This window comes from Bacillus sp. RZ2MS9, assembly GCF_001816185.2.
Taxonomy (GTDB): Bacteria; Bacillota; Bacilli; order Bacillales; family Bacillaceae_G; genus Bacillus_A; species Bacillus_A cereus.
Genome location: NZ_CP049978.1, coordinates 4,882,956 through 4,909,894, shown reverse-complemented (window position 1 = coordinate 4,909,894; position 26,939 = coordinate 4,882,956). Strand labels below are relative to the sequence as shown.

Here is a 26,939-nt window from a genome sequence, read left to right as displayed (position 1 = left end):
ATGAGCATAATGTGCAGGAAATGAGCTCAAAAAAATATCCCTCTTCGCAAGAGGGATATTTTTTGAACATCTATTCTGTTTTAAAATGAGATACGAGCTGATCTAACTCTTCAACTGTTTGTTTCATTTTTCTAGCAGTTACTGTCATTTCATTCATAACGATAACTTTCTGTTCAGCAGATTGTGCCGTTGCGGCAGTTTCGCTGGATACTTCAGTAGAGATAGAAGCGATGTTATTAAGTGAAGCATTCATTTCTTCAGCACTTGCAGCCATTTCTTCAGCAGTTGCTGATATATCTTGCATTTGAGTAGATACTTTATTTACTTGTTCCACAATTGTTGTGAAAGAAGTACCAGCTTCACGAATAACATTGATACCTTCAAATGCTTCAGAACGGCCTTGAGACATCATAGAGCTAGCAGTTTCTGTATCATTTTGAATTTGATGTAGTAATTGATTAATGTCTGTTGCAGCTGTTTTAGATTGTTCAGCAAGTTTTCGAACTTCGTCAGCTACGACAGCAAATCCTTTTCCTTGCTCGCCAGCACGAGCAGCCTCAATAGAAGCATTTAAAGCAAGTAAGTTTGTTTGCTCAGCAATATTAGAAATAGATTGTACAGCAGTATCAATATATTTCGTATGAGTGATTAGACGTTCAACCACTTCTGACGTAGCATTTACAGCTTCGTGTATTGTTGTCATTTGTGAAACAGATTTTTGGATAACGGTACTTCCATCGCTAGCATGTTCAGATGTGGCAACAGCAAGTTCCGCTACAGATGAAGCAGATTCAGCAATACGCTGAACACTTACTGCCATATCGTCCATTGCAGTTGAACTTTCTTCCATACTAGAAGTTTGTGATTGAATACTTGCATTTAAGTTGGACATCGAGCTTTGGACTCTTAATGTCGCCTCACGTGATGTATTCGTTTTTTCTAGCATATTTTCAGAAGCGGTTTGTACTTCCACTGATGTTTTTTGAACGCGATTAATGATATGTTGTAGGTTTTCTAACATTTTATTAAATGATGTTGCGATAGCACCGATTTCATCGTTGCTATTTACTTGTAGACGTGCCGTTAAGTCACCTTCTTGAGAGGCTAATTCTTTTAGTTTTGTATCAATTTGTTGAATTGGTTTCACAAGTTTACCAGAGAACCACCATGCAAGAATAATTGCAACGACAATACAAATAACAAGTGATAGAAAGACTGCATATTCAATTCCTAGTGAAGATTGATCAATTTGTTCAATAGATTGTTCACGTAATTTAGCTTGTTCATTACTGTAATTTGTGAAGTCACCAATTACTTTATAGACCGTTCCGTTTTCTGAAGAAGCTACTTGTAAAGCTTCTTCCCATTTTTGTTCTTTTGCAAGAGTGAATACTTTTTCTTCAACGAACTTTCTCCAAGTAGACCCTAACTCCATTGTACTTTTTACGGACGAAGGAAGATTTGGATTAGAAAGAAGTTTATCTTTTGAATCCTCAAGACGTTTACTCATCTCATTAAACTTGTCTAATTCGACTTGATCATGTTGTAGTAAATAACCCCTTAAAGCAGATAGCTGTACTTGATAAGCGTCTCCACGTTCTTTCAATTCTGTTGCCAGTGGAGAAATTTCTTTTTGTAATGTTTCAGCTTTACGAGATTGGTCAATAGCAAAAAATAAAATAAAAGCTAAGGCGATGCCAAATAAAGCGCAAATCGTTCCCATCATGAACATAAGTTTTTTTCTGATACTTACAAAATTCATATAATTAAAAGCCTCCTTTGTGAAATCTTAGTATTAGAATTAATAAATGTAAAAAATTGAAAGAAAGCTTTACTCCAGTTGGAATAAAGCTTTCTTATTTCCTTTAGGAATTATAGCAGACGGAATGAGAGATAGAAAGAGATATTTTAAATTGAAAAAAGAGAGACTGTAAAATTTTCTTTCCTATACCTTTGGGCTTGTGTCATTACAAGCGAAAGGTTCACTTTAAGCGTTTGTTTTGAAATGAGAGACGAGAACTTCAAGTTCTTGTACGATTGTTTTCATTTCAGATGATTTGTTAGCCACGATACTCATTTTGTTTACTTGATCACCAGCTGAATGTGCTGTTTGTAATGTTTCTGCAGCAACTTCATTTGAAATAGAGGCGATATTATTTAAAGCTGCGTTCATTTCTTCAGAGCTTGCAGCCATCTCTTCAGCAGTTGCAGACATTTCTTGCATTTGCGTAGAGACTTTGTTAATGTGGTTAACAATTTCTGAGAATGAAGATCCGGCAGTACGAATAACAGTAATTCCTTCAGAAGCTTCTGCTTGACCTTGTGTCATCATGTCATTTGCTATTTTAGTATCGGCTTGAATTTGATGCAGTAAATGGTTAATGTCAGTTGCGGCTAGTTGAGATTGTTCAGCAAGTTTTCGAACTTCATCAGCAACAACAGCGAATCCTTTGCCATGTTCACCAGCACGAGCTGCTTCAATAGAAGCATTTAAAGCGAGTAAATTTGTTTGCTCGGCGATATTCGAAATAGATTGAAGTGCAGTATCGATATGATTTGTATGTGTAATGAGTCGCTCAACTACTTGTGATGTAGCGTTAACAGCTTCGTTAATTGTGTGCATTTGTGTAATAGATTTCTCAATGACTTTATTCCCATCATCTGCTTTTTCTGAAGTTGTAACAGCTAAACTAGTAACAGAAGAGGCGGACTCAGCGATACGCTGAACACTCGTTGCCATGTCATCCATTGCAGTTGAACTTTCTTCAATGCTAGAAACTTGTGAACGAATATTGTGTTCAAGAGCATTCATAGTTTCTTGGGTCCTTGCGGTATTTTCCATAGAAGCAGTCGTTTCGATAAATACATTTTCGGAAGCTTCTTTTACACTTGTTGATGTTTGTTGAACTTGTTTTATTATAAGCTGTAAGTTAGTGAGCATTTGATTAAAGGAATTTGCAATGTCACCTATTTCATCTTTACTTGTTACGTGTAATCTAGCCGTTAAATCTCCATCTTGAGAAGCTAATTCTTTTAACTTCTCATCAATTTGTCGAATTGGTTTAACGAGTTTACCAGAGAACCACCATGCTAATAAAATAGACGTTAATGTACATGTAATGAGTGAGAAGAAAATAATATATTGAATAAGTGATGAAGAAGACTCGACGTCAGCAATTAATGCGTCACGTTTCTCATTCTCTTCATTTGTATATTTATTAAAACGACCTAAAAGATCATTTACATAATCTGTTTGTGCTAAAGCAATTTTGGATGCTTCGTCCCATTTTCCTTCACGAGCAAGAGGTAGTACCTCATTATCTATGACGCTACGCCATTTTCCCCCCATTAAAATAGCTTCTTTCATTCCTTCTGGGAGCTTCTTGTCACTTGTTACTTTCTCTCTAGTATCAGCTAATTTTTTCCCTTCTCGGTTGAACTTATCTAATCCTTTTTGATCATGTGATAGTAAATATTCTTGTAAACCAGCAACTTGTGCTTGGAACCAATCGCCACGTTCTTTTAAAATCGTCGCTCTTTTTGATACATCATTTTTTAACGTTTCGATTTCACTTGCTTGATTCATGGCGAATGAAAGAATAACAATAAGAGCAATGCTAAATAAAGAAGAAATGCTTAAGAGTGTGAACAGTAGTTTTTTTCGAATACTAACATATTTCATCGTTACCCCTACCCTTGTTTAAACTGTTTATTATGATTTATAGATATTTAAAACGAAATTAATAAAAACATTATTATGAAGTTATTAATCTGTTCAATGAAAATTATAGCAGATAATGGAAGGAGTCAGATTGATATTAGAAAAAGTTCTTAAAATGTATACATTTGCATATCATAAAATTCATAAATAAATATTAGAAATGCTATTGAAATTTGAAATGACATCATGTATACTTCTAATTAGTTGATAACGATTATCAGTATCAACTAAAACATTACTCTTCGTTATGTTGGTCATACCCCTTTTTGACGACGTAAGTCAGAGACGAAATGTTGAAATATCTTGTGTCCTATTCTACAGAATTATGGTAATCTCCAACCTCAACTTATATGCGTGAGCATGCAAAAAGGATCCTATCCGTGAAGGGATCCTTTTTTGCATGCTGTCGCAATTATTGTATATAGACCAGGGATACGTTCTTCGATTCTTTCCGGTGCAGTAGAAGGGAAGAGCCATCTTTGATGAGGTCCGTGTTCTTCAACTAGTTTTTCAATTTTAAAATGTTCTTCCGCGAGTGTTGTAATGATTTCTCCTAACGTCCAGCGACGGATGGTTGTTTTAGGTAGCGATTCTTTCTGTGCTTCTGTAAGAAGGATGCTATAAGCAACATCATCTTCAATTAATTCTTCATCGAAATAATTTCCACTTGCTCGAAATGATGGATGGTCTACTCCTAATAGCTTTGTGTATATTGGATGGTAATCGCGAAGGATAAGTATTCCACCGGGCTTTAGTAGTTGAGAGATTGTTGTGAAAAGTGGTTTTAAATCTAGAAAGTAATGAAGTACACCAAGTTCCAGTAATACGATATCAAATGATTTGGAGAGATTTACATCTAGTACATCAGAAACGATGTAATGAATAGAGACGCCTGCGGCATCAGCAAGTTCATTTGCATATTTTGCATTACTTGCTGAAATATCAACAACTGTTACGTCAGAGCCTAAAAGGGCGAGTGCGACAGCTTTATTTCCTTTTGAGCCGAGTAAATTAATAATACATTTTCCTTTTGGGGATTTTATGTAAGGTAAATAATGTGCTACTTCGCGCGTGGGATCTTTCATGATTTTTTTCGCATAATCAGCTGGTGCCCCGTGGCGATTCGTCCAAGCTTCATAAGCAGCTGCATTCCAGCTTTTTTCATTTATAGTGCTTAGTTGTTTTTGATTCAATGTTATCACTCCTTTTGTGAACGTATAGTTATTCGGCAGGGGGATGGGATTTCCTTTTCTTTCTGGATAAAAGTTTGATTTTTCCGTGATTAAGTCGTACAATACTTTTTATACGTAAAAGCGTTGAAAAGGAAAAGTAGGATGAACACATTCTTTCCAGAGAGCTTCGGTAGCTGAGAAGAAGCAAGAATATTCATTTGAACAATGGCCTTTGAGCTTCGTCCTGAACTTATCAAATGATAATAGTAGGCGGCGACGAGAGTTGGTACTCGTTATCAAAACCACAGTATAAGAGCATATTGCTCCGTACTTGTTAAGGCTAATTATGTGAGTAATTAGCGAAATAAGGTGGTACCGCGACTGTTTATACAGCCCCGCCCTTATCTTTTTTAAGATAAGGGCGGGGCTTTTTATATTTAAAAGGAGGAATGTAAGATGAGTATTTTTATTGGAGGCGCTTGGCCGTATGCAAATGGTTCGTTACACCTTGGCCATATTGCGAGTTTGTTACCTGGAGATATTTTAGCGCGTTATTACAGGGCAAAAGGTGAGAATGTGCTGTATGTTTCAGGGAGTGATTGTAATGGAACACCGATTGCAATTAGAGCAAAGCAAGAAGGTGTGACAGCGAAAGAAATTGCTGATAAGTATCATGAAGAGTTCCAGCGATGTTTTCGTAGCCTTGGTTTTACTTATGATTGCTATACACGTACAGATAGTGAGCACCATCATGAAACAGTTCAAAATGTTTTTTTACGTTTATTAGAAGAAGGACATATTTATAAAAAAACAGTGGAACAAGCGTATTGTGAAACGTGTACGCAGTTTTTACCGGATCGTTATGTAGAAGGAATATGTCCACATTGCCATGAAGCAGCAAGAGGAGATCAATGCGATGCTTGTTCTGCTATTTTAGATCCTCTCGATTTGTTAGAAAAGAAATGTAAGTTATGTGGTAGTACGCCATCTGTAGAGGAAACAGAGCATTTCTATTTTGCATTGCATACATTTCAGCAGCAAATTAAAAGGACTGTAGAAATTGCCAAACAAACAGGGACATGGCGCGACAATGCGATTCAACTAACAGAGAGATATGTAAAGGAAGGATTACTAGATAGGGCCGTATCACGTGATTTGCCAATTGGGGTACCAATTCCAGTAGAAGGGTATGAAGATAAGAAAATTTACGTATGGATTGAAGCAGTGACAGGCTATTATTCAGCGAGTAAACATTGGGCTGAAGAAACAGGGAAAGATGATCAAGAGTTTTGGGATAGCGAAGCGAAAACATATTATGTGCACGGAAAGGATAATATTCCGTTTCATTCCGTCATTTGGCCAGCGGTATTACTTGGAATAGGGGAGGAAGCAATCCCGCGTCATATCGTTTCGAATGAATATTTAACAGTTGAAAAAAGAAAATTATCTACAAGTAAAAACTGGGCAGTATGGGTGCCTGACATATTAGAACGCTATGATCCAGATTCTATTCGTTACTTTTTAACCGTCAACGCACCAGAAAATCGCGATACTGATTTTTCATGGCGGGAATTTATTTACAGTCATAATAGTGAATTATTAGGTGCATACGGGAACTTTGTGAACCGGACATTAAAGTTTATTGAAAAATATTATGGTGGTATCGTGCCGAAAGGAAGTATTGAAGTAGAGCTGAAAGATAAAGTAGAAGGATTATATAAGCGTGTAGGAGAGGCGATTGAGCAAACTAAATTTAAGGTGGCGCTAGAGACAGTATTTGATACAGTACGTTTTGCAAATAAATATTTTGATGAAAAGCAGCCTTGGAAACAAAGAGAAGATGATCCAGTTTCATGTGAAGAAACGATTTATAACTGTGTGTATCTTATCGCTAATTTTGCCCATCTCCTTGAGCCATTTTTACCATTTTCAAGTGAAAGAGTTCGAAACACATTGTCGATTGTGAAACGAAATTGGGAACCGCAAAATACTTTGCCAAGTAGAATTGATAGCGTACAGCCATTATTTGAGCGAATCGATGTAAAACAAATTGAGCATGAGATAGAGAAGCTGTATGGAGCGGTAAAATGAGATAGAGAAAAAGACCTTTCAAGTAAATGAAAGGTCTTTTGTTATGCAGTATGGTTCTCTTTCTTATCTTTCAAAAAGAAAAGTACAGCAAGGATTACAAGAATAATAGCTGCAATATCATACGTTATTTTAAATGTAGTATTAAAGTTTAAGTACTCTACGAAAGGAGTTTTCACTGCTCCTGCATATATACAAACGGGAACGAGAAGTAAATCGTAAAATTTCTTTTCTTTCATATATCTTATTAGGAAGAAGATACACATAATAGCAAAAAATACGATGCTTAAAATAGTCATTTATACCTCCAGATAAATTTACTTATTTTAATTGCAGTTATATCTTTTATATAAATTCTGTATTTTTTCAAGCGCTATGCACGCGATTTTGTTTCCTTTCTTTCCTAGCCGTAAGCAGCTGAGGAGTGAAAATCCCAACCAATATAAAAATAATACCAATCCACTGCATGAACGTTACGACTTCATGTACAAGTGTAATAGAAGCGATAATAGCAGTTGGTAATTCAGCTGCACCTAATATTGTACCGAGTCCTGTTCCAACCTTTGGTACACCGATTGAAAAACAAATGACAGGTACAACAACGCCGAATAATCCGAGGAAGAAAGCATATTTCCATAGACCGGCTTGCAAAGCACCGTCTGTTAAAAAGGTTGGCGGAAAGAATAGGCATACGATAATAGTAGCACTTGTTGTCATAAGAAAGCTTTTTGTATAAGGCGGAACATCTGTAGCGACGCGTCCGCTTGCAAAAACATAGAATGAAAAAGAGACAGCAGCTAATAGCCCAAAGATAATCCCTTTCGTAGAAAAACTTTGTCCGAGGCCTTCAAATACACCACCTGCAAACAATGTACCAGCAAATAAAATAAGGATAGATATGATCTTATCGCGACTTGGAAATGTTCGATTTGCAATGGCTTCGATAATGACACCAATCCAAGTGAACTGAAAGAGTAGGACGACAGCGATAGATGCGGGTAGTTCTTCTACAGAAATAGCATAAAAAATCCCAGTCATACTCATTGTTGTTCCGACGGTTAGTAATGAAAAAAATTGTTTTTTTGTTACTTTATGACGTGAAAAGAAAAGAACGAGTAGAAATAGTCCAATCCATCCGAAGACATATTGTCCCCCTAGTAGTTGATGTGCTGAAAATCCATTTATGAATCCGAGTTTGAAAATAGTTGAAAGTATGCCGTAGCTGCAAGCACCGAATAAAACGAGCAATGAATATTTAAACTTTTCCATAAAAAAATCCTCCTTTTAAGTAATAAAAAACGCCCGCTATCCAAATAAGGATAACGGGCGAACGAAACAGAGTAAGACACTCTACAAAATTCCGCCACTCACACATGAAGTATGAGTTTGGGATATGTAATTATAGTAAATGTTACATTGCTTTTGGGAATACAATGGAGCATTTTACACCTTGAGCTGTGTTTTGTATCCCGTAAGGAAACTGATGTTTATCTAATATTTGTTTCACGATATATAATCCAAGACCACTACCTTGTACTAACCCGTGTTTATCAGGATTTGCGCGATAGAAAGGCTCAAATAAATGAGCAAGTTTATCTTCATCAATTTGTGAACCTGTATTTAATACTTCTAATGCGTAACCATTTGGTTTTTCATAAAGCTTTATATATACGTGTTGATGGTCAATTGTATAATGAATTGCATTTGAAATAATGTTAAAAATAGCAGTTTGAATAAATTTAGGATCAGCTAAAATTTGTACGTCGTGTTTAATATTAGATTGTACATTTAATTGTTTTACAGATACAAAGTAATCTACTTTCTTCATAACATCCTCAATAATATTAGATAAAGAAATGACTTCTAAATTCGGTTTAAATTGAGGGTTTTGTATTTTGGATAATTCCGACATTTTTTCCGTTAATATGTTAATGTCTTGCATCATCTCGTAGGAACGTTTCAAATACTTATCTCTATCTTTATAAGCTCCAATTCCGTGAATCATGCCATCTAGTTGTCCCATAACGGCTGCGATTGGTGTTTTTAATTCATGGGACACCATAGACATAAATTCTTTACGAGATTGTTCTAATTGTTGTTCCTTCTTGAGCTCGTTTCTTAAATCTTGATTGCTTGCATGTAAATTCTTCACAATATTTGGTACTTGTGAAGCAGCTACTTGCAAATTAAAATCTGTTTGATCTGTATTTTTGTTAAGTAGCTTTTTATCTGAGAAATCAAGATTCATAATATCTTTTAAAGCATCGCTCATATATTGAAAAGGTTTGGCAATTAGTTTTGTATAAATTAAAGATCCGAGTAGTGATAATGCAAGCATTGTCGCGCCAATATGTGGAGCTAATTGCTGCAACGCATCTGCTAACTTTGGATTATCCTTTGTATCATTTGTTTTACTTGCTGCATTTTGTGTATGTAAGGCATCATTATTAGCAGCTTTCTTTTCTGCTTCTGTAGGCGGATTAGAAGTGCTATTTTTCCCCGAAAGATTTTGTGTATGTTCTTTTGCCTTTACAGTTTGGCTAGGCTGCAAAAGGTGATTGATAGCTGTAGAAAGAGATTTATAATCTATAATAGAAGATTGAAAATTAGAAATGCTCCCCTCTGACACAGCTTTATTTTGCTTCGTTTTACTTCCGTCGTTTTGCTTATCTGAATCGGCCTGTTCTGTAGTCGGCGTTCCATTTTCTTTCGCAAAACGTTCTTTATCGTAGTTTGAAGCTAGAAAGTAAATAATTTGATAAAGGCAAAGTGATAAAAGAATACAAAATAATAAGGTTTTGATGAAAATACTTTTGGTGATGTTGTCTTTGCTACGATTCGATTTTGTAGCCAATGCCTTTCACCGTTTTAATATAAGGAATTCCTAATTTTTTTCTTAAGTTTTTAATATGTGTATCTATAACTCTTACATCACCATAATGTTCATAGCCCCATACCTTATTCAACAAATCACTTCTTGATAATACTTTTCCTCGATTTTGCAGTAAAGTATAAATAATTTCAAATTCTTTTGTTGTCAATTCAATTTGATTACCATGAACATAAGCTGCATATGCTGTAGAGTTTAACATCAATTCATGGAATTGTAGTATAGTTGCAGCTTCTGCTTCCTTCGTTGCTGCCCTTCTTAATACAGCCTCTACACGCTTAATAAATACAGTGTAATGGAACGGTTTCGTAATATAGTCATCAATACCTAATTCAAATCCTTTAATTTCACTTTCTTCATTATGTAAGCCTGTTAACATAATGATTGGTACATCAGATTGTCCTCGCATAATTTTACAAATACTATAGCCATCTATATCTGGTAACATTACATCGAGGAGGACAAGATCGTATGAATTTTTTTGGAAAAGAAGAATACCTTCTGTTCCAGCACCAACTACATCAACTGTAAAGTTTTGTGCCATTAGAAATTCACGAATAAGTTCTTGTATATCTGGGTTGTCTTCAATCACCAGTATATGCGTCATAGTAACACCTCCTAAATAACGCTTTTTACTGCAATATTCGAATTCATCATTTTTCGAGTGACTCAGATTGTTTATACATATAATAAGCCCCCGCTATAAAATAATCATGAAGGTAGCAAGGGGAATAGTTTAGTGTTACTGAATAGTTCAGAATTACAGTAGTTCTATTATAGTATGTATTATAAAATTTATAAAACATTATAACTGTATAATTTTAATATCTACGTTTATCAATGTTTAAATATCAGCTAATCAAATCTATTCCTATTATATATGTAAATACAGTTGTTTTGCTACTGTAAATGAATAAATAAAATAAGCCAAGACATAAAATTCTTGGCTACACATAAATCTTGTTTTTAGGCTATTTTACAGTGACAGTAGCTTGCTGCTGAACGCGCTCAAATAACCAGTGTATATCATTGTTATACATACGAATACAACCAAGTGTTGTCCATTTGCCGATTGCTTGATTATTGTTAGTTCCGTGAATCGCATAAGTTGTTCCGTAAGTTCCTGCCATATTTAATCCGAGCCAACGGTCACCAAGTGGATTACGTGGATCGCCGCCTTTAATTTTTCCTGTATAATAAGGGCGGTTTTTAATTTTATTTACGATTTGAAAAGTGCCTTTAGGTGTAGGTGTTGCAGCTTTTCCAGTAGCGACAGTAAAACTTTTTATAAATTTTCCATCCTGATAATAATCCATTTTATTTAACTGAGTGTCTACGATTAATTGATCTTTCGTTGTAGCTGCCTCTGCACTAGCGAATGGAAGAGTTAAAAATCCTAATGATAATAGTGCGCTTAATAATAATTTTTTCATTGTTATTCTCCTTTTACTATCGTAATAGTCTTACATACAATGAAGTTGTAATCCTCGTAATGCTTTATTTACATTTTCATCTAATGTTTCAAAGAATGTAGTGATTTTGCTGTTGTGTTTGTTGTTATCAATAAGTAATCTTTCATTTAATAAAAGCTCACCACGTAGTCCAAAACTTTGAACTTGAATATTTAGCTCATCTTCATTTTCAGAAATGATTGGTAAGAAATAGTGAAAAGCTTTTGTTGGAATGATGTAGCTTTTGCCAATCATGCTTTCTTGATTTGAATTAATCCATTTTTTCGTGACAATTTTAATATTCTTTTTTGAAACGATAAAAGATAGTGTTGTAGATTTTGTTAAACTTACGTCAAATTCACTTGTTTCACATATTTGTAAATTAAAAACGGTTTCATTTTGATGAGATTCAACATTTGTATTAATAAAATCGTGCATTTTATATGCTTCCATTTCGTATTCACCCTTTTTTCAATTTCGAAAAACGACTTATATTTATTCAAATTAATGCTTAGTCATATATTGGTTAAATTTTTCAACAAATTCCGATATAATCTTACAATACGTATATGAAGCTAATATGAAGTTAGCATGAGTTTGTGATGGTTTTTTATTGAGAACAAAATAAGAGAGCTTTTTTAGTGCTAAAAAATGGATAAAATCTGCATGTTATTAATGCGTCTTTTCGCTATTTCGACTTGGAAAATAATTTTTACTATTTAATAAAGAACGAAAATCATTAGTGTGACCCTTACAAAAATGTAATAAAAATGTAAGCTATTGTGATAGTTATTTCGACAATTTTTTTATACAATAATAGTAAGAAGTTGTACGTGATTGAAAGGAGAGATGACATGGAATGGATTCATGAATTATTTCAGCAATACGGGTATTATGTTGTACTTGTCGGCTTGCTGTTAGAATATATTGCACTTCCGTTTCCGGGAGAGCCAACATTAGCATATGCGGGATTTTTAGCACATAAGGGTGATTTAAGTTTACCGATTTTAATTATTCTATCCTTTATTGGGACAAGTGTAGGAATGACGATTCAATACTTTTTAGGAAATAAATTAGGTATGCCTTTCATTCAAAAGTATGGGAAATACGTATTTTTAACACAAAGAAAAATTGACTTGACGAGAATGTGGTTTGATAAGTATGGGTACTTCCTAATTTTTATTGGTTTCTTTATTCCTGGTGTACGTCATTTCACAGGATACTTTGCAGGAATTATTAATTTACCATTCCGTCGTTTTGCCATTACAATTTATTCAGGCGCTCTATTTTGGGTATCATTCTTCTTAATCGGTGGTTACTGGTTAGGTGGAAACTTACATGATATCTTTGGAGTGCTAGAAGGTCATATCGGTAAAATCATTTTTGGAGTTATTGTGATTGTAGCGGTTACGTTAGGTATTCGTTTCCGTAAGCAGTTAAAACGAGTATTACTACAAAACGCAAGCTAATATGAAATCCATTCTATGTCAGAATTTAGGAAGGCAGTGCAAAAGCACTGCCTTTTTTATTTTATTTTTAAGACTATGTTTAATGCACATTTTACATTCTTTATAGGAATTTGATACAGGATAAGAAATAAGTATTTTGTCAATTATTATAGTCGTAATGACAATTATAATTGACAAATATAAGGATATTATTTACAATTTTAATTAAATAAATGAAAAAGAGGGAAGACATGAAGCTTCAAAATCGAGTGAGGGAATTGCGAGCAAAGCATCGTTTATCACAAGGGGATTTAGGGAAAGCGATTGGATCATCACGGCAAACGATTAGTTTAATTGAGCGTGGGGATTATGCACCATCTATCGTATTGTCGTTAAAAATCGCACAAATTTTCAATGTACCGGTGGAGGAAATATTTACGTTAGTAGAGGGGGAAGAGGACGATGAAGAGTAAGAGAAAAAAACAATTTGATTCTGTGGGGAAAATAGCATTAAGTATGATAGGAGGATTTTTAACGTCTTATATAGCTTTAAATTTACTCTCGGATGAACCGAGAAAATTATCATCCAATACATTTATAGGTATATGTACTATTTTTGGAATTTTAATGATGTACTATACTTGGAAGAATACACGTATGTTAGCAGAGGCACGCGATGAAGAAGAGAGCGTACAAGGCAGAAAATTAGGCATTATAAGTATATATTTACGTGTAGGTGATATAGTGACGCAGGCATGGTTTGTATATGCAGTTATTACATGTAGACGTGCACTGTTGCAGGATACAAATGTTTCATTTGCGGTGTGGAATTTAGTAGCTTCTATTGCTTGTTTAACTACAGTAGTAATTATCGGACTCATAACAAAAAATCGTTATAATAAGCTATATCCTGAACAAGGTGTAACGTATATGGAATCTATGAAAATGTGGACGAAAAACGCAGATGAAGGATTAAAGCACATTGTGCATGAGGCTGGATATAAAGCATATGAATTTACGAATACAATATTGGCATATGTATGGTGGGCTGCTGTTATATATACAGCTGCTAGTAATATCGATTTTGTATTAATTGGCTTAATCTCATTTATTTGGATATTGCATCTTGGGAAGTTCATGTACGAAATGCAGAGGAAAATGATTTATTAAGGGGAGAAAAAGGTGGATATTTTAAGAAGGCCAGCTGGCTCAATGACAGTGGCGTTAATTCTGTCCATTTTATACGGAGTAATCCGAACTGGGAAATTAGAAGTAATTTTGAACCTATGGGCAATAGTTGGAATTTCATTATTAGTGTTAGCCATTCATGAGCTAGGACATGTAGTATTTGGTGTAATAGGTGGTTTAACATTTAAATTTATGACAGTAGGACCCATTACTATTCAAAAAGAAAAGGGAAAATTACGCATTCGAGCAAATAAATTATGGGCTTACTTTGGAGGCGTTGCAACACTAGTACCACCTTCTATAGAGACACCGAATCTTTCGAAAAAATGGGCGTGGCTCACTTTAGGTGGACCAATTACGAGTTTACTGTTTGGTATTACTTCCGGTTACATATACATGGTGAGTTATTATCAATATCTTTTATATTTTTCCTTTTTCCATTTTGCAATCTTTGCGGTTACAATTGTGCCGATAAAAGGAACGCTTATGAGTGATGGGATGCAATTTCTTATTTTAATTAAAGATGATGAAAGAGCTAGAAATCATTTATATGAGATTCAAATATCGAGTGAGTTATTTAGTTATAAAAGACCGAAAGATTGGGATGAAAGATTAGTAGAATTGAGTGAGGAGAAAATAAAAGAGAATAAAGGGATAAGAGAGATAATGAGTAGACTTATGCTTGTCTTTTTTGCTCGTGCAGATCAAGAGGGAATGGAAAGAGCGATACCGTATATAGAAAGAATTGTTCAACTACCTGTAACGAAAGAAAATAAGTTTTTCGTTAGTAGTTTTCATAGTTGGTATCTTTTATATAAAGCCCTTTATCAGGTGGATAGTCTTTCTTTGCAAGAAGCAAAGGAACATGCAAAGGCTATTACAAAAATGGACTTAAACGGATATTATCGTACACAAGGAATTATCAAATATTTAGAGAATGATCTAGAAGCTTCCCATACTTATATGAAGAAAGCTGATAAAGAATTAAAGAGCGCCGAGAAGAGTGAGATGGGATATTTACAATTAGAAAGAGAATGGTTTGAGCAGTTGAAGGTGAGGGTATCTTACGATGGGTGAGGTATCCTCTTTTTTCTATGTCATCTTATGCCGTTCCATAAATAGCCCGGGGCGAGTAAAATGAGATAAGAAGAGCAAAGCTTGGAGGAAGTAAATATGGAAATTTTATCAATTATTTTGATAGTCTTGCTCATTTATGTTGTTTTTAAAGTGGCATATGTAGCATTAAAGATACTCGCGATCCTATTAATTATCTTTTTAATCGTAGAGTTCGGCAGTAAGTTGCTTGGGGGATAGGGTATATTGTGCGTTTCGAGTGTCGAAGGTTGTCGTTAAATCGATATCTTGTGTTGAACCGTTGATATAATGAAAAAATCGTTGATATAAGTGGAGAAATGATCGATATATTTGAAAAATCGTTGATATATTTTAGTGAATACGAAGTGGGGTATGTGGAAAAGAAGTTGCCGTTGGGTAGCTTCTTTTTATTGTAGTGGCAGGGTATAGAGCATAAATAGGTTGCCGAAAATTGCCGGTAAGTCAATATCCTGTGTCGAACGGTCGATATAATGAAAAAATCGCTGATATAAGTGGAGAAATCGCCGATATATATGGAGAATCGCTGATATAATCCAGTTGGTACTGGATGGGGTATGTGAGAAAGAAGTTGCCGTGAGGGTAACTTCTTTTTATCGTGATGCGGGGATATGCAAAACAATATAAAAAGCTGGAAGAGTATCTTCCAGCTTAAGAGTTACTTTCAATTTGACGACCGCTATCTTCTTCAGTGTCTTGTAATAGGTTGAATACGTCTGCTAGGCAGAATGCAATGAACCAAGTCCATAGACCGTGGAAGAAAGCTGAGCTTAATTGAAGTGGTAATGTATAGTTTGTCATTGAGTAGGAAATACATCCACCAACGATTCCGATCATTGTTAATAACATTGTTTTTTGAGCATTTTCTTCTGGATTGAAGAGGAAGTAAATGTATCCGCCTAAAATTGAAGCGCTTACAATCGTTTCTATTCCATTAAAGATGATATTCTCTCCAAGCTGAGTGTTTGTCCAGAAGCAGATTGTTCCGCCGATAATAGCAAACAGGACAGCTATTGTATATCGTATATATTGATTCATATGTTCATCTCCCTATGTAATAAGATGATTTGGAAGTCAAAAAGGTAGGTATAGTATATTGAAGTGAGTTTTAATTGTACGTATCTTTTTATAAAAAGATCATTGAAGAGTAACTAAGATGATCGGTTGTTTAAACCGTTACGTGTATGGTGTCTGAAATATACCCGACTGCTCGTTTCTTTTTGCTTGTAAAATAAGAGAAACTTCCAAGTCTATATACTCTTTTTTTTGTGAGTCTGCTTTCATTATAACACATTTAGGGACATAATAATAGAATTATCTGATTTTGTAATAAGTGTAAAAAATAAAAAGCGTAAGGAAATACCATTAACGGTGCAGTTTAGTGGAAGAAGGATTTTAATTTATTATGATGAAATATGTAATCAAGGTGAGATCTAAGAATGAGGCTTAAATACTATAAAAAATGTTTTATAGCATGAATGTAAGGGAGGAGAGCTAACTTGGAGTTCACAACAGAAAGATTAATAATTAGACCTTTTAAGAGTACTGATTTACAGGATGTATTTGCTATTTATAATAGTGATGATACATGTAAGTTCCTATTACATAATAAGTGGACCCATGAAGACATGCAGAAAAGATTTAATAAGAAGCTAGCAAATAATGTACTTACTAAAGAAACAATATTAAGTTTGGCAGTTATATACAAAACTAAAGTAGTTGGTGATTTATCCGTATGGTACACAAATATGAAAGACACTGTTGAGATTGGTTATAGTTTTGCAAAGGAAGTAGCTGGGAGAGGTTTGGCAACAGAAGCAGTAAGTAGTTTGGTATTGAAATTATTTAATGAATGTAATGTACATCGTATACAGGCTAATCTTGATGCACGTAATACAGCTTCACAAAAATTGTGTGAACGAATAGGCATGAGAAAGGAAGCCCATTTCATACAAGATTTTTGGAATAAAGAGGAATGGACAGATAGTATTGTATATGGAATGCTATCCTCCGATTTGTAGTAATAAACTTAGTGATTTTATTATGCTAAAAGGTACGTTAGTTGAATAACAAAGGGCATAACATATTATATATGACTAATATGTTATGCCCTTTAATTTATTAACCTGTTTTATATGCGTTTGAAACGGCCGACAATTTCAACTGTTTCAGTAATGTTCATAAATGCTTTGTTATCCACTTGACGGATAATACGTTTCATTTCGCCTAACTCATAGCGAGTCACGACAGTGTAAATCATTTTTTTCTTATGGTTTGTATAGCCGCCGACAGCGTCTACCATTGTCACCCCGCGTATGCCGTGATGTAGTAGTGCGCTTTTTATTTCCTCGCCTTTTTCTGTAATAGTCATTATCGTTAATTTAATATGTTTCGTATGCACAGCGTCGATAACTTTGCTGACTACAAATCGACTAATTAACGTATAAAGTGTAATATCCCATCCGAAAATAAAACCTGCTGCTACAAGTAAGATTAAGTTGAATACAAATATGATTGCTCCAATTGAAACATCTCGATATTTCGCTACAATCAATCCAACAACATCAAAACCACCTGTTGAAGAAGCAAATCGGAATATAATTCCTGAAGCTGCTCCGCAGATAACACCACCGAATACAGAAGAAAGTAAAATATCGTCTGAAACTTGGTGTACCGGGATAATGTTCATCGCTAACGATGACACAGCTACAAAGTAAGCTGTTAAAAAGGTTGTCTTCTTGCCTAAGTAAAAGTGACTTAAAATAAGAAGAGGAATGTTTAGTAAAAAGATAAGTGCACCGATATTGTAGTGCATTAAATAACCGATAATCATCCCTACACCAGCGAATCCACCGCTAATCATATTATGCGGGATAAAAAACATATTCATAGAAATTGCATACAAAATAGAAGCTATAAAAATAACAACCAACTGTATCATAAATTCTAAGTGAAATGTTTTAGCTGCTGGGAAGGATAAAAAGGCGGTGTCGGGAACGTAATCGGCGTCTCCTAGTTGACCCATAGTATGTTTCATCTCCATATTCATTTTTGATTACAAGAAGAGAATAAAGGTTTTTTCAAAAACTGGCAATAGTTTTATTATAATGCAAAAATTTTATAAATTTCTAATAAATCAAGCCTATTCATTGATGTGTGTGAATATGCTAAAGAAAGCGAATACAACGTTTCTTAATTATTGTTTTCTTGAGAAAATATGCAAAATACTTTTTTTGAAAATAAAAGGAAATAGAGAATATTTGCCCGATGTGCTAAAATGACCTTATTAAGGATGTGAAGCGATGGAATTTTTATTGCAGGATGCAATTCTATATATATCGTTTGTAACGACAGCACTTTGCTTATTAGAAGTTTTCTTCCTTGCTAATGTTTCTCGCTTTGTGCGTCAACAAGCATCAAGCGGTAGACAAAGAGCTTTTGCGTTAGTTGATACATGTGAAGATAGTGCGGGAAATGTACCGCTATTTTCAATTTTTTATAAATATGGAATGATTCGTTCCGTACGCAGACAAGAATCAAGTGAAGAGAATGATGAGGTTGGTCCGTATACACCAATGTTTCGCTAAATAATTACGAAACATTGGAGGAATGAACATGTTAAAATCATACCGAGCTGCGCTCATTAGTTTATCAGTAGTACTTGTTTTTGTTTTATCTGGCTGCAGTAATGCAGGCACAATTGATTCACATAGTACGGGAATATGGAACCATTATTTCGTATATCCAATCTCGTATATGATTCAATTTGTTGCTCATCATATACCGGGAGCTAGCTTCGGGGTTGCTATCATTATTATGACGCTCGTTATTCGTTCAGCCATGATTCCATTAGCTGTTTCGCAATATCGCAGCCAAGCGAAAATGAAGAAAATGCAACCTGAATTGCAGAAGCTAAAGAAAAAATACGGTGATGTAAGCAAAGACCTTGAAAAACAAAAGCAGTATCAAAAAGAAATGTCAGAACTAATGAAATCAGGCGGTTGGAATCCACTTGCTGGTTGCTGGCCAATTTTTATACAAATGCCGATTTTCTCTGCTTTGTATTATGCGATTAGTAGAACGGAAGAGATTCGCACATCTTCGTTTTTATGGGTGAACCTAGGACATGCAGATCCATATCATATATTACCGATTATTGCAGCGTTAACGACATTTATTCAGATGAAAGTTTTCCAATCGAATATTACACCTGGAGAACAAGTACAGATGCTAAAGATGCAGCAAATTATGATGCCAGCAATGATTCTATTTATGGGGTTTGCGGCGCCATCAGGACTTGTGTTGTACTGGATAACAGGTAACTTATTTACAATGACACAAACAATTGTATTAAGAAAAATAATGGAACGTGAAGAGTTACAATTACAAAAAGCATAGAGAAACACCGCTCATTACGAGCGGTGTTTTTTATTTGAATCGTTAAGGAAATTTTAAGAAACCAATATTACTATTGGCGTTGTATACGAAAGTGTACATGCTTTAGAAATATGAAGGAGGAAATTTCCTATGAAGAAGAAAACAGTTGGTTATTTAGCGATTGCAGGTGCTTTATCATTCGGAATCATTGGAGGAGTCGGTGTTCCGGCATTCGCGGCAACAAATACTCCAACAGCTGAGCAAGCGACAAAAACAGCGAAAAAAGATTTAGATGCCGCTACAAAACAAAAAGTAAAAACGATTATGGACGATACAAAGAAACAGTTACAGGAACTAGGTGTAAAGCTTCCAGAAAAAGAAAAACGTAAAGAAATATTTGCGGGATTAGATGAACAGGCGAAAGAAAAAGCGAAGTCGATTTTAGAGCAAGAAAAGTCTGGAAAATTAACACGAGAACAAGCAAAAGAAGAATTAACAAAGTTAGGTGTGAAGTTCCCGGAAAAGGGTAAGCATGGAGACATGTTTGCGGGATTAGATGAAGCAACAAAAGAAAAAGCGAAATCAATTTTAGAGCAAGAAAAGTCCGGAAAATTAACACGTGAACAAGCAAAAGAAGAATTAACAAAGTTAGGTGTGAAGTTCCCAGAAAAGGGTAAGCGTGGAGACATGTTTGCTAACTTAGACGAAGCAACAAAAGAAAAAGCAAAATCAATTTTAGAGCAAGAGAAATCTGGCAAATTAACACGTGAACAAGCAAAAGAGGAATTAACGAAGTTAGGCGTGAAAATGCCAGAGAAGGGTAAGCATAAAGACATACTTGCTGACTTAGATGAAGCAACGAAGGAAAAAGTGAAGTCAATTTTTGAACAAGAAAAGTCCGGAAAGTTAACGCATGAACAAGCAAAAGAAGAATTAACGAAACTAGGTGTGAAACTTCCAGAGAAAGAGAAGCATGAAGACATCTTTGCAGGATTAGATGAGGCAACAAAAACAAAAGCAAAAGCGATTTTAGACAATGAAAAGAAACAATTAGAGGAATTAAATGTGGATCTTCCGCATCACAAGTTTTTTATGAAAAAAGAAGATAAATAATCGAATTATGTATCTTTCGTGTGGGCAACCGAAAGATACGTGAGAGGACCGATTTCTGTTAGCAGAAATCGGTCCCTTTTAATGATTCAATAAAATTTTTTTCATTGTTAGTATGTATCCAAAGACGCAGTAGAAGATTGCAAAACCGATAAATACTTCTGTATATTGGTATGTACCTAATACGTAGAAGGAAGCAGCTGGTATCATAGCTACTGCTAAAATGCTATAACCAGGATATTTGTGCCTGTACATGATAGCGAATAGAACAGAAAGAAACGTAGCAATGATACAAAAAACAGCAATCATTATTGTTGCACCTCCTATATGGATTATACCATTTTTAGGAAATTAGAGAAGTGTCGTAAATTCTGTTATAATATAAGAAGAGAAACATTTCGTATGTTATATAAAAAAATATATTGATTTTTTCTAACAATTCAATATAATGAACAATAACTACAAAATTCGACATCAAGAAGTGATGATGAGGACATGATCAATTTTTTACGATTCTCAGAGAGGGAAGCCTTTGGCTGTGAGCTTCCTAATACGAAAAAATGGATTACCACCTCTGAACTGCAGCAGTGAACGGATACCTAGTAATTGCTTGCCGGCAAAAACCGTTATTTAGACTTGAGAAATTGGTGAAGTGTGTCACTTTGCTAATTGAAACAAGGGTGGAACCACGAATACAACACTCGTCCCTTTTTTAGGGAGGAGTGTTTTTTTATTTCATTTTTGCATCACACTAGGATTGGAAGGAGGTAATAACAGTAAATAAGAATCTATAAAAAACTATAAAAATTTACAATTACAGGTTTTATAGTTTACAGAATTCAACCTATAATATTTTCAGGTGATGAAAAGGGGGGAAGGATGAAAACAACACGTACTTGTAAAATCAATTCTATTACAAAAGAACAAACGGAAGATTTAATTACTTTAATCCGTACGTTCGAAAGTGCAAAACGATATAGTTTTAATCGTTTGATTGAGGGCGAAAACGAGAAAGAATTGATAAAAAACTACAACCTAAATATTTGTTAAATAAACGTTTTTGTGAAGATGCAATTTTACAAGCGCAAACGATCCTTTTCTCTCAAAAAGAACTTCTTCCTGTTTACCTAGAAAACAATCAAAAAAAGTTAGAAAAGACGTTACAAAAAATAGATGATTATGAACGCGGCAAAAAAAGACCTAAACAAGTTGCATTAGAAACTTGTTTAATTGGCTTAAGAAAACGAAAACAAAAATTAGAACAAAGAATTGAAACGTATGCAAAACATATTAAAAATAAAACATTACCTCCTATTATTTTTGGTGGGCGGAAAAATTTCTATGAAAGAATGAAAAACAAGATATCCAATCAAGAATGGAAAGATTTGCGGACACGACAATTATATTCTCGTGGAGATAAAAGCAAAAAAGGGAATTTGAACATGCGCATTACAGTTGATGACTGTGGGCAAGGATGGTTAGAAATTGCAAATCCATTAGGACGAACAAATGGAAAAACAAAAAGCCCACGAATCAAAGTTCCGATTATCATTCCATATCATTTTTATCATCAAATTACAAATGTCGTTATGGGAAAGCAAATCGGTGTAAATCCAAAAGGAAAACCGATTATAGAGCATCAAAAATATAGTGTAGAAATCATTCGTAAACAAAATGAATTTTATGTGAATATTACGTTTGATGAAACAGAAATAGGTCGTGTATTAGATTTCAAGGAAACACCACAATCAGATGTAATTGCAGGAATTGATGTAAATCCGGACCGCATTGCAGTTAGTTTATGTACAAAACAAGGTAATTTTAAAGGTTCAAAAATTTTTTATCTACACAATCTTAATACGTTTTCAACAAACAAACGCGCAACGATAATTGGACAAATCGTACAACAAATTAAAACATGGTTATTGGAAAACAATGTAGGTGGAATTGTTTTAGAAGATTTAAAGTTTCAACAATCTCATGATACTGATACATACAGTAATCGTAATTTCCATCAATTTACGTATAAAAAGATGTTGAACAGTTTAATTCGTATGTCTCTTCGTAACGGATTTTCTGTTAAAACAGTAAACCCCGCTTATACAAGTGTGATTGGAAAATTAAAATACAGTAAAAATTTCGGTATTAGCGTTCATGAAGCAGCCGCATTCGCGATCGCAAGACGTGGATTAGAATTGCAAGAACAAGTACCAAAAGAGATTATATTATTATTAAAAAACCAAATTACAACAAAACTGCGTATTCTTGTTGCTTCCATGGAAGAAAGTAAAAAGAATACGCAAAAAGTATATAAAAAATGGTTACAAACAATTCAAACGTGGAAAGAATATCACAATTGGAAATTGTGGAGCATTCTTCACAAAACTATTTATATGAGCAATCAACAATTCGTATTTAAAATTTAAATGAGAAGGGGGGTACTGGTTTATTTCTTATAACCTCTTGCATACTACTGACGTGGATGAATGGTAGTATGCAAGGACAGATCGTTCCTAACAGGAACCTGCCGTCATTCTTTCACAATAGGTGGATGAAAAGGTCACAACCCTTACGGACAGGAAAAAGGTGAGATTCCTTTTCGGTAGTTGGCATTTGACTTGGTTCGCCAACAATTTATTGATTTTTATAAGATTTTTAAACCAGGATACGCAGCATGCATCATGATGAGAAGAACAAAATTGGTTTAACAGTAGCACTTTCTATCGTAGTAGGAACGATTATTGGATCTGGTGTGTTTATGAAACCAGGGAGCGTATTAGATTACTCGGGGAGTTCTAATATGGCCATTCTTGCTTGGATAATTGGTGGTCTGTTGACGCTAGCAAGTGGTTTAACAGTAGCTGAAATTGGAGCGCAAATCCCGAAAAATGGTGGGTTGTATACGTATTTAGAGGAGATTTACGGAAGTTTTTGGGGATATTTATCAGGTTGGATGCAAACAATTGTTTATGGACCTGCTATTATCGGAACATTAGGTTTATACTTTAGTTCTTTAATGATTAATTTTTTCTATTTAGATAAAGTGTGGAATTTACCAATCGCAATTGGAACGGTTGTGTTCCTTGGCGTTGTAAATAGTATGGGAACAAAATATGGAGGTATCGTCCAAACGGTTACGACAATTGGGAAGATGATTCCGATTGTGTTAATTGTTGTGCTAGGTTTTTGGAAGGGGAATAGCGATATTTTTAACGTAGTTGTGCCGATATCAGAAAATCAAAGTATCGGTATGGCAATTTTAGCAACGTTATTTGCTTATGACGGCTGGATTTTACTTGCTTCGATTGGTGGAGAAATGAAGAATCCAACAAAGTTATTACCGAAAGCAATGACAGTAGGGATTTTAATCGTAACGGCTGCTTACGTATTAATTAACTTGGCGTTATTAAATGTATTACCAGCAGCAAAAATTGTAGACCTTGGAGAAAATGCAACAGCGACAGCTGCAGGCATGTTACTTGGAGAATATGGCGGAAAAATTATTAGTATTGGTATTATCGTTTCTATTTTCGGCTGTTTAAATGGAAAGATTTTAACGTTTCCACGTATCCCAATGTCTATGGCAGAGCGTGGACAACTTCCATTTTCTAAGTTTATTGCAAAGGAAAGTCCGAGATTTAAAACACCAGCAAATGCGATTACTGTTGAAATCATTTTAGGAATTATTTTAATGATTATTAGTGATCCAAATAAGCTATCTGAGATTTCCGTATTCATTATTTATATTTTCTACGTAATGACGTTTATCGGTGTCTTCATTTTAAGAAAACGTAATAAAAATAAAGAGCGTGCATACAGTGTACCGTTATTCCCAATCGTCCCAATCGTTGCGATTTTGGGCTCACTCTTTGTAATCGGTAGTGCGATTATTAACGATCCACTAAGTTGTTTCTTATCAATTGGAATTGTCTTTACGGGACTGCCGGTATATTGGTATTTAAATAAGAAGAATAAAACTGCTGTTTAATAATTAGAAAACAGGCGTATCATACGCCTGTTTTTTATATGAAAAAATTTGAAAGTATAAAATTAGAATTATGGGGAATTACATTACCCTATTCTATAACCTAGAAACAGGTAATTAAGTATAGTTAATTATCTGTTTTGGGTAGTAACATTTTAAAGTCATAAGCATAAACTTTCTTTCCGCCTTTCACAGTGGCGAGTATAGATTCTATACCTTGTATTTCTTGTTCGGATACTTTTCTTCCGTTTGTTAAGTTGTATCTTTCTATATAGTATTTATTATTGCGCTTTGCATCATAACGTAGAACATATAATGAGTCGTTTTCGAAATAAGTTTGTTCATTATATCTAACACCATCTTTAACATGGTAATCTATGGTGAATTTATGGCTCATCGTATTATTTTTAGGGTTATATGTATATATATCACCAAGACCGTTTAAAAAATATAATTCGTTGTTATATATATATGCGGAATTATCTAATGAAAATGGGCTGGTTGCAGTTGAGTTTTCTTCTTTATACATAAATATTGTATTTTGTTCTAAAGTGGCTTTATTAGTACGTAACAAGAATGTTTCCCCTTTTAGCGGATCATCCTTATCAATTGTACTCATAACCATGTAGTAATTCTCTGAATCTACTAAAATAGGTGAAAGATTAGCATGGTCCTCTTTTCCATTTATATTAAGCGCTGTAATATTCTCTATATTCATTGTTGCATCATTAAACGTTAATTTTTTCAATTCGTATTTATTAGTAACTAATTCTTGAGTGGCTACTAAAATATTTTCCCCATCTAATCCAGAGCTAATAATGAAATGAGGGATATTACTTTTATGAATAACTTTTTCATTTCCGAATAAAACATTTGAATTATAGTTCCCGTTCTCTTTGTCCATTCCTGAATTGTAAATAGTAACAAATATCTTTTGGTTTGCTAAATATCCATTAAAATCACCGGTATGTTGGTATTTTATTTTATGAGTAGTAGGATTTTCTCCTAGAAATGTTATAGTATTTTTACTCTCTAATAGAACTTGTTTTTTATCGTCAGATACACCAATACCGCCGAGCTCTAGACCACCCATTTTATATCCGCTAGCAACGCCTTGTTTATTTATAAATATGGCATAACTAATGCCTTTACCATCTAAATCTTGATCGGCAGTGGATGAGAAGTAAAGCACAGCCTTTTTATCATCTAAAAAATTTTTATTTTGTATTTCTTTATCTGATATTAAGCTTGCATTCTTATCTTTTATACATAAATAGTAAGCTAATACTGCAATCGTTATAATAATCGTAAAAAATAGAATTATTTTCCGGTGATTTTTCATTTTCACTTCTGCTCCTCAAATAACCAAAAAGTGAAACAAATAAATTGTTTCACTTTCAGTTTTAAAATTATATATTACGAATTAACGATGTTTTTTGCGCATCTCTAACATCTCGAGGATATACACCTGCTCCACCATCTTTATCTAAATCTAAACCACCATGTAATTTATAAGCAGACCATATCAATTTAGAACAATTCTTCGCGCCATAATGGCTAGTATTTCTATTGTTTGCGAAATTATAAGAATAGTCATCCTTTCCTACACGATCTTTCGCCCACCAAGCTGCGTCATTTTTATTTTGCCAAGAAGTATTTACAGATTTGACAACTGCATCACCTTTATCAACTAAGCGTTTATTAGTAGCAATTGTGCGCACACCTTTGTCTGGTACAGATTCAACAATCAAGTCTTTACTATAGTACATACCGACATGTCCGTGATTCATATAAGCAGTTGTAGATCCAGTATAATAAAAGTCGCCCATATTAGAATTTCCTACTTTTACATTTCCGCCGCTAGCACCATATTGAACATTAGTAGTATCTTTATTATTTCGTTGAGTAGCTTCTCGTTCTCCTTGTTCATGATTTGCTTTTAATTCTTTATAAATTTGTTCTGCTAAAGCTTCTTTTGTATTGCGCGTATTTTTTGCAACTTCAATAATATCTGAAATTAACTCTTCTGTACTTACGTCTGGCTGCAATTTCTTAATCTCATTTAAATACGGAAGTTCGTTACTTGCTGCGAAAGATGATGTAGGCACAAGCCCAGCTGAAGCTAAAATACTTGCTGTCAAAGTTAGTGCAGTTAATTTTTTCATTTCTTTTCCCCCTAAGTTTTTTGATATTCCAAACTATTGTGTGTTTGTAAAGTATAGTATTTACTCTACAAGAAAATAATAATTTTTCTGTAATTTTAATACAAGTCTAGTAAAGAAAAATCTTATTTGGTACAATTTGTTTGTAAATAATAGGGAATTTAATCAAGTTTATTATAAATTAAATTTATATATGTAAATTTAATAATGAATGTTGTTTTTTATTAATATTTC

The 26,939-nt window shown here is 34.2% G+C and carries 25 protein-coding genes, 1 pseudogene and 2 other annotated features; of the genes and pseudogenes, 12 read left to right on the top strand and 14 right to left on the bottom strand.

The genetic code is table 11. The features are described from left to right. Nucleotides 1-70: 70 nt before the first annotated feature. The 3 genes from BHV55_RS25180 to BHV55_RS25170 form a co-directional block, all read right to left on the bottom strand. Nucleotides 71-1,762, bottom strand: coding sequence for a methyl-accepting chemotaxis protein (locus BHV55_RS25180; RefSeq protein ID WP_001012195.1), 1,692 nt, complete (start codon nucleotides 1,760-1,762; stop codon nucleotides 71-73). Between the two features lie 225 nt (nucleotides 1,763-1,987). Beyond that, nucleotides 1,988-3,682 (bottom strand): methyl-accepting chemotaxis protein, encoded by a 1,695-nt coding sequence (locus tag BHV55_RS25175; RefSeq protein WP_000878441.1) that lies wholly within the window; start codon nucleotides 3,680-3,682, stop codon nucleotides 1,988-1,990. Between the two features lie 413 nt (nucleotides 3,683-4,095). After that, nucleotides 4,096-4,914 carry a class I SAM-dependent methyltransferase gene (locus BHV55_RS25170; RefSeq protein ID WP_001072233.1) on the bottom strand — a complete coding sequence of 273 codons (819 nt, stop codon included), beginning with the start codon at nucleotides 4,912-4,914 and terminating at the stop codon, nucleotides 4,096-4,098. A gap of 114 nt (nucleotides 4,915-5,028) precedes the next feature. Then, nucleotides 5,029-5,299, top strand: a binding site (T-box leader). A gap of 50 nt (nucleotides 5,300-5,349) precedes the next feature. On the opposite strand from BHV55_RS25170, the gene metG reads away from it, so the two are divergent. Next, nucleotides 5,350-6,984, top strand: a complete 1,635-nt coding sequence (metG, locus tag BHV55_RS25165) for a methionine--tRNA ligase (protein ID WP_070757744.1) — start codon at nucleotides 5,350-5,352, stop codon at nucleotides 6,982-6,984. 41 nt (nucleotides 6,985-7,025) lie between these two features. On the opposite strand, the gene BHV55_RS25160 is transcribed toward metG, so the two are convergent. The 6 genes from BHV55_RS25160 to BHV55_RS25135 all read right to left on the bottom strand — a co-directional run bounded on the left by BHV55_RS25160 (nucleotide 7,026) and on the right by BHV55_RS25135 (nucleotide 11,775). After that, nucleotides 7,026-7,280 carry a hypothetical protein gene (locus tag BHV55_RS25160; protein ID WP_000154132.1) on the bottom strand — a complete coding sequence of 85 codons (255 nt, stop codon included), beginning with the start codon at nucleotides 7,278-7,280 and terminating at the stop codon, nucleotides 7,026-7,028. Nucleotides 7,281-7,347: 67 nt separating this feature from the next. Next, on the bottom strand, nucleotides 7,348-8,250 hold the full coding sequence (locus tag BHV55_RS25155; RefSeq protein ID WP_070757747.1) for an EamA family transporter: 903 nt from the start codon (nucleotides 8,248-8,250) through the stop codon (nucleotides 7,348-7,350). Between the two features lie 142 nt (nucleotides 8,251-8,392). Beyond that, nucleotides 8,393-9,835, bottom strand: coding sequence for a sensor histidine kinase (locus BHV55_RS25150; RefSeq protein WP_000201976.1), 1,443 nt, complete (start codon nucleotides 9,833-9,835; stop codon nucleotides 8,393-8,395). Then, nucleotides 9,813-10,478, bottom strand: coding sequence for a response regulator transcription factor (locus BHV55_RS25145; protein ID WP_000148833.1), 666 nt, complete (start codon nucleotides 10,476-10,478; stop codon nucleotides 9,813-9,815). The genes BHV55_RS25150 and BHV55_RS25145 overlap by 23 nt, the downstream gene beginning before the upstream one ends. A 364-nt stretch (nucleotides 10,479-10,842) precedes the next feature. Then, on the bottom strand, nucleotides 10,843-11,304 hold the full coding sequence (locus tag BHV55_RS25140) for a L,D-transpeptidase (RefSeq protein ID WP_000735058.1): 462 nt from the start codon (nucleotides 11,302-11,304) through the stop codon (nucleotides 10,843-10,845). 30 nt (nucleotides 11,305-11,334) lie between these two features. Beyond that, nucleotides 11,335-11,775, bottom strand: coding sequence for a DUF3978 family protein (locus BHV55_RS25135; protein ID WP_000388768.1), 441 nt, complete (start codon nucleotides 11,773-11,775; stop codon nucleotides 11,335-11,337). Between the two features lie 401 nt (nucleotides 11,776-12,176). Between BHV55_RS25135 and BHV55_RS25130 the strand changes: the two genes are divergently transcribed. From BHV55_RS25130 to BHV55_RS25110, 5 genes are all read left to right on the top strand, one after another. After that, nucleotides 12,177-12,791, top strand: a complete 615-nt coding sequence (locus BHV55_RS25130; protein WP_000454754.1) for a DedA family protein — start codon at nucleotides 12,177-12,179, stop codon at nucleotides 12,789-12,791. A 230-nt stretch (nucleotides 12,792-13,021) separates the two neighbouring features. Continuing rightward, nucleotides 13,022-13,243, top strand: a complete 222-nt coding sequence (locus tag BHV55_RS25125; protein WP_000776168.1) for a helix-turn-helix transcriptional regulator — start codon at nucleotides 13,022-13,024, stop codon at nucleotides 13,241-13,243. Further along, complete coding sequence (locus BHV55_RS25120; protein ID WP_000837712.1) at nucleotides 13,233-13,940, top strand: DUF3169 family protein; 708 nt, start codon at nucleotides 13,233-13,235, stop codon at nucleotides 13,938-13,940. Before BHV55_RS25125 ends, BHV55_RS25120 begins: the two co-directional genes overlap by 11 nt. Before the next feature lie 42 nt (nucleotides 13,941-13,982). Then, nucleotides 13,983-15,035 carry a site-2 protease family protein gene (locus BHV55_RS25115; RefSeq protein WP_070757794.1) on the top strand — a complete coding sequence of 351 codons (1,053 nt, stop codon included), beginning with the start codon at nucleotides 13,983-13,985 and terminating at the stop codon, nucleotides 15,033-15,035. Between the two features lie 96 nt (nucleotides 15,036-15,131). After that, on the top strand, nucleotides 15,132-15,272 hold the full coding sequence (locus BHV55_RS25110) for a DUF3985 family protein (RefSeq protein ID WP_000404758.1): 141 nt from the start codon (nucleotides 15,132-15,134) through the stop codon (nucleotides 15,270-15,272). A gap of 450 nt (nucleotides 15,273-15,722) precedes the next feature. On the opposite strand, the gene BHV55_RS25105 is transcribed toward BHV55_RS25110, so the two are convergent. Further along, nucleotides 15,723-16,109: a DUF3938 domain-containing protein gene (locus tag BHV55_RS25105; RefSeq protein ID WP_070757749.1), complete on the bottom strand. Its 387-nt coding sequence runs from the start codon at nucleotides 16,107-16,109 to the stop codon at nucleotides 15,723-15,725. A gap of 461 nt (nucleotides 16,110-16,570) precedes the next feature. Between BHV55_RS25105 and BHV55_RS25100 the strand changes: the two genes are divergently transcribed. After that, nucleotides 16,571-17,092: a GNAT family N-acetyltransferase gene (locus BHV55_RS25100; RefSeq protein ID WP_000397306.1), complete on the top strand. Its 522-nt coding sequence runs from the start codon at nucleotides 16,571-16,573 to the stop codon at nucleotides 17,090-17,092. A 110-nt stretch (nucleotides 17,093-17,202) separates the two neighbouring features. Here the strand turns inward: BHV55_RS25100 and BHV55_RS25095 are convergent, their stop codons facing one another. Continuing rightward, nucleotides 17,203-18,096, bottom strand: coding sequence for a YitT family protein (locus BHV55_RS25095; protein ID WP_000530044.1), 894 nt, complete (start codon nucleotides 18,094-18,096; stop codon nucleotides 17,203-17,205). Between the two features lie 277 nt (nucleotides 18,097-18,373). Here BHV55_RS25095 and BHV55_RS25090 point away from each other — a divergent pair, with 277 nt between their 5' ends. From BHV55_RS25090 to BHV55_RS25080, 3 genes are all read left to right on the top strand, one after another. Then, nucleotides 18,374-18,658 carry a hypothetical protein gene (locus BHV55_RS25090; RefSeq protein ID WP_000394930.1) on the top strand — a complete coding sequence of 95 codons (285 nt, stop codon included), beginning with the start codon at nucleotides 18,374-18,376 and terminating at the stop codon, nucleotides 18,656-18,658. A 28-nt stretch (nucleotides 18,659-18,686) separates the two neighbouring features. Further along, nucleotides 18,687-19,469 (top strand): membrane protein insertase YidC, encoded by a 783-nt coding sequence (locus BHV55_RS25085; RefSeq protein ID WP_000920519.1) that lies wholly within the window; start codon nucleotides 18,687-18,689, stop codon nucleotides 19,467-19,469. A 129-nt stretch (nucleotides 19,470-19,598) separates the two neighbouring features. After that, nucleotides 19,599-20,561 (top strand): hypothetical protein, encoded by a 963-nt coding sequence (locus BHV55_RS25080; protein WP_070757751.1) that lies wholly within the window; start codon nucleotides 19,599-19,601, stop codon nucleotides 20,559-20,561. Nucleotides 20,562-20,639: 78 nt separating this feature from the next. On the opposite strand, the gene BHV55_RS25075 is transcribed toward BHV55_RS25080, so the two are convergent. After that, nucleotides 20,640-20,867 (bottom strand): hypothetical protein, encoded by a 228-nt coding sequence (locus tag BHV55_RS25075; protein ID WP_070757753.1) that lies wholly within the window; start codon nucleotides 20,865-20,867, stop codon nucleotides 20,640-20,642. A gap of 166 nt (nucleotides 20,868-21,033) precedes the next feature. Continuing rightward, nucleotides 21,034-21,270 (top strand) — a binding site (T-box leader). 167 nt (nucleotides 21,271-21,437) lie between these two features. Between BHV55_RS25075 and BHV55_RS25065 the strand changes: the two are divergent. Both BHV55_RS25065 and BHV55_RS25060 read left to right on the top strand, forming a co-directional pair. Next, a pseudogene (locus BHV55_RS25065) lies at nucleotides 21,438-22,984 on the top strand (IS200/IS605 family accessory protein TnpB-related protein). 248 nt (nucleotides 22,985-23,232) lie between these two features. Further along, nucleotides 23,233-24,546, top strand: a complete 1,314-nt coding sequence (locus BHV55_RS25060) for an APC family permease (protein WP_048568478.1) — start codon at nucleotides 23,233-23,235, stop codon at nucleotides 24,544-24,546. A 124-nt stretch (nucleotides 24,547-24,670) separates the two neighbouring features. Here BHV55_RS25060 and BHV55_RS25055 read toward each other — a convergent pair whose 3' ends face one another. After that, a complete protein-coding gene (locus BHV55_RS25055) occupies nucleotides 24,671-25,885 on the bottom strand; it encodes a hypothetical protein (RefSeq protein WP_070757755.1) in 1,215 nt (404 codons plus the stop codon). 67 nt (nucleotides 25,886-25,952) lie between these two features. Next, nucleotides 25,953-26,708: a YiiX/YebB-like N1pC/P60 family cysteine hydrolase gene (locus tag BHV55_RS25050; RefSeq protein ID WP_070757757.1), complete on the bottom strand. Its 756-nt coding sequence runs from the start codon at nucleotides 26,706-26,708 to the stop codon at nucleotides 25,953-25,955. Nucleotides 26,709-26,939 lie beyond the last annotated feature (231 nt).

Bases quoted from the DNA above. Each gene is read 5' to 3' on its own strand.
- BHV55_RS25050 (WP_070757757.1), bottom strand. From the start codon at position 26,708: ATGAAAAAATTAACTGCACTAACTTTGACAGCAAGTATTTTAGCTTCA.
- BHV55_RS25145 (WP_000148833.1), bottom strand. From the start codon at position 10,478: ATGACGCATATACTGGTGATTGAAGACAACCCAGATATACAAGAACTT.
- BHV55_RS25155 (WP_070757747.1), bottom strand. From the start codon at position 8,250: ATGGAAAAGTTTAAATATTCATTGCTCGTTTTATTCGGTGCTTGCAGC.
- BHV55_RS25060 (WP_048568478.1), top strand. From the start codon at position 23,233: ATGCATCATGATGAGAAGAACAAAATTGGTTTAACAGTAGCACTTTCT.
- BHV55_RS25095 (WP_000530044.1), bottom strand. From the start codon at position 18,096: ATGGGTCAACTAGGAGACGCCGATTACGTTCCCGACACCGCCTTTTTA.
- BHV55_RS25160 (WP_000154132.1), bottom strand. From the start codon at position 7,280: ATGACTATTTTAAGCATCGTATTTTTTGCTATTATGTGTATCTTCTTC.
- BHV55_RS25085 (WP_000920519.1), top strand. From the start codon at position 18,687: ATGTTAAAATCATACCGAGCTGCGCTCATTAGTTTATCAGTAGTACTT.
- BHV55_RS25175 (WP_000878441.1), bottom strand. From the start codon at position 3,682: ATGAAATATGTTAGTATTCGAAAAAAACTACTGTTCACACTCTTAAGC.
- BHV55_RS25055 (WP_070757755.1), bottom strand. From the start codon at position 25,885: ATGAAAAATCACCGGAAAATAATTCTATTTTTTACGATTATTATAACG.
- BHV55_RS25110 (WP_000404758.1), top strand. From the start codon at position 15,132: ATGGAAATTTTATCAATTATTTTGATAGTCTTGCTCATTTATGTTGTT.
- BHV55_RS25115 (WP_070757794.1), top strand. From the start codon at position 13,983: ATGACAGTGGCGTTAATTCTGTCCATTTTATACGGAGTAATCCGAACT.
- BHV55_RS25135 (WP_000388768.1), bottom strand. From the start codon at position 11,775: ATGGAAGCATATAAAATGCACGATTTTATTAATACAAATGTTGAATCT.
- BHV55_RS25120 (WP_000837712.1), top strand. From the start codon at position 13,233: ATGAAGAGTAAGAGAAAAAAACAATTTGATTCTGTGGGGAAAATAGCA.
- BHV55_RS25140 (WP_000735058.1), bottom strand. From the start codon at position 11,304: ATGAAAAAATTATTATTAAGCGCACTATTATCATTAGGATTTTTAACT.
- BHV55_RS25180 (WP_001012195.1), bottom strand. From the start codon at position 1,762: ATGAATTTTGTAAGTATCAGAAAAAAACTTATGTTCATGATGGGAACG.
- BHV55_RS25075 (WP_070757753.1), bottom strand. From the start codon at position 20,867: ATGATTGCTGTTTTTTGTATCATTGCTACGTTTCTTTCTGTTCTATTC.
- BHV55_RS25105 (WP_070757749.1), bottom strand. From the start codon at position 16,109: ATGAATCAATATATACGATATACAATAGCTGTCCTGTTTGCTATTATC.
- BHV55_RS25080 (WP_070757751.1), top strand. From the start codon at position 19,599: ATGAAGAAGAAAACAGTTGGTTATTTAGCGATTGCAGGTGCTTTATCA.
- metG (WP_070757744.1), top strand. From the start codon at position 5,350: ATGAGTATTTTTATTGGAGGCGCTTGGCCGTATGCAAATGGTTCGTTA.
- BHV55_RS25090 (WP_000394930.1), top strand. From the start codon at position 18,374: ATGGAATTTTTATTGCAGGATGCAATTCTATATATATCGTTTGTAACG.
- BHV55_RS25130 (WP_000454754.1), top strand. From the start codon at position 12,177: ATGGAATGGATTCATGAATTATTTCAGCAATACGGGTATTATGTTGTA.
- BHV55_RS25125 (WP_000776168.1), top strand. From the start codon at position 13,022: ATGAAGCTTCAAAATCGAGTGAGGGAATTGCGAGCAAAGCATCGTTTA.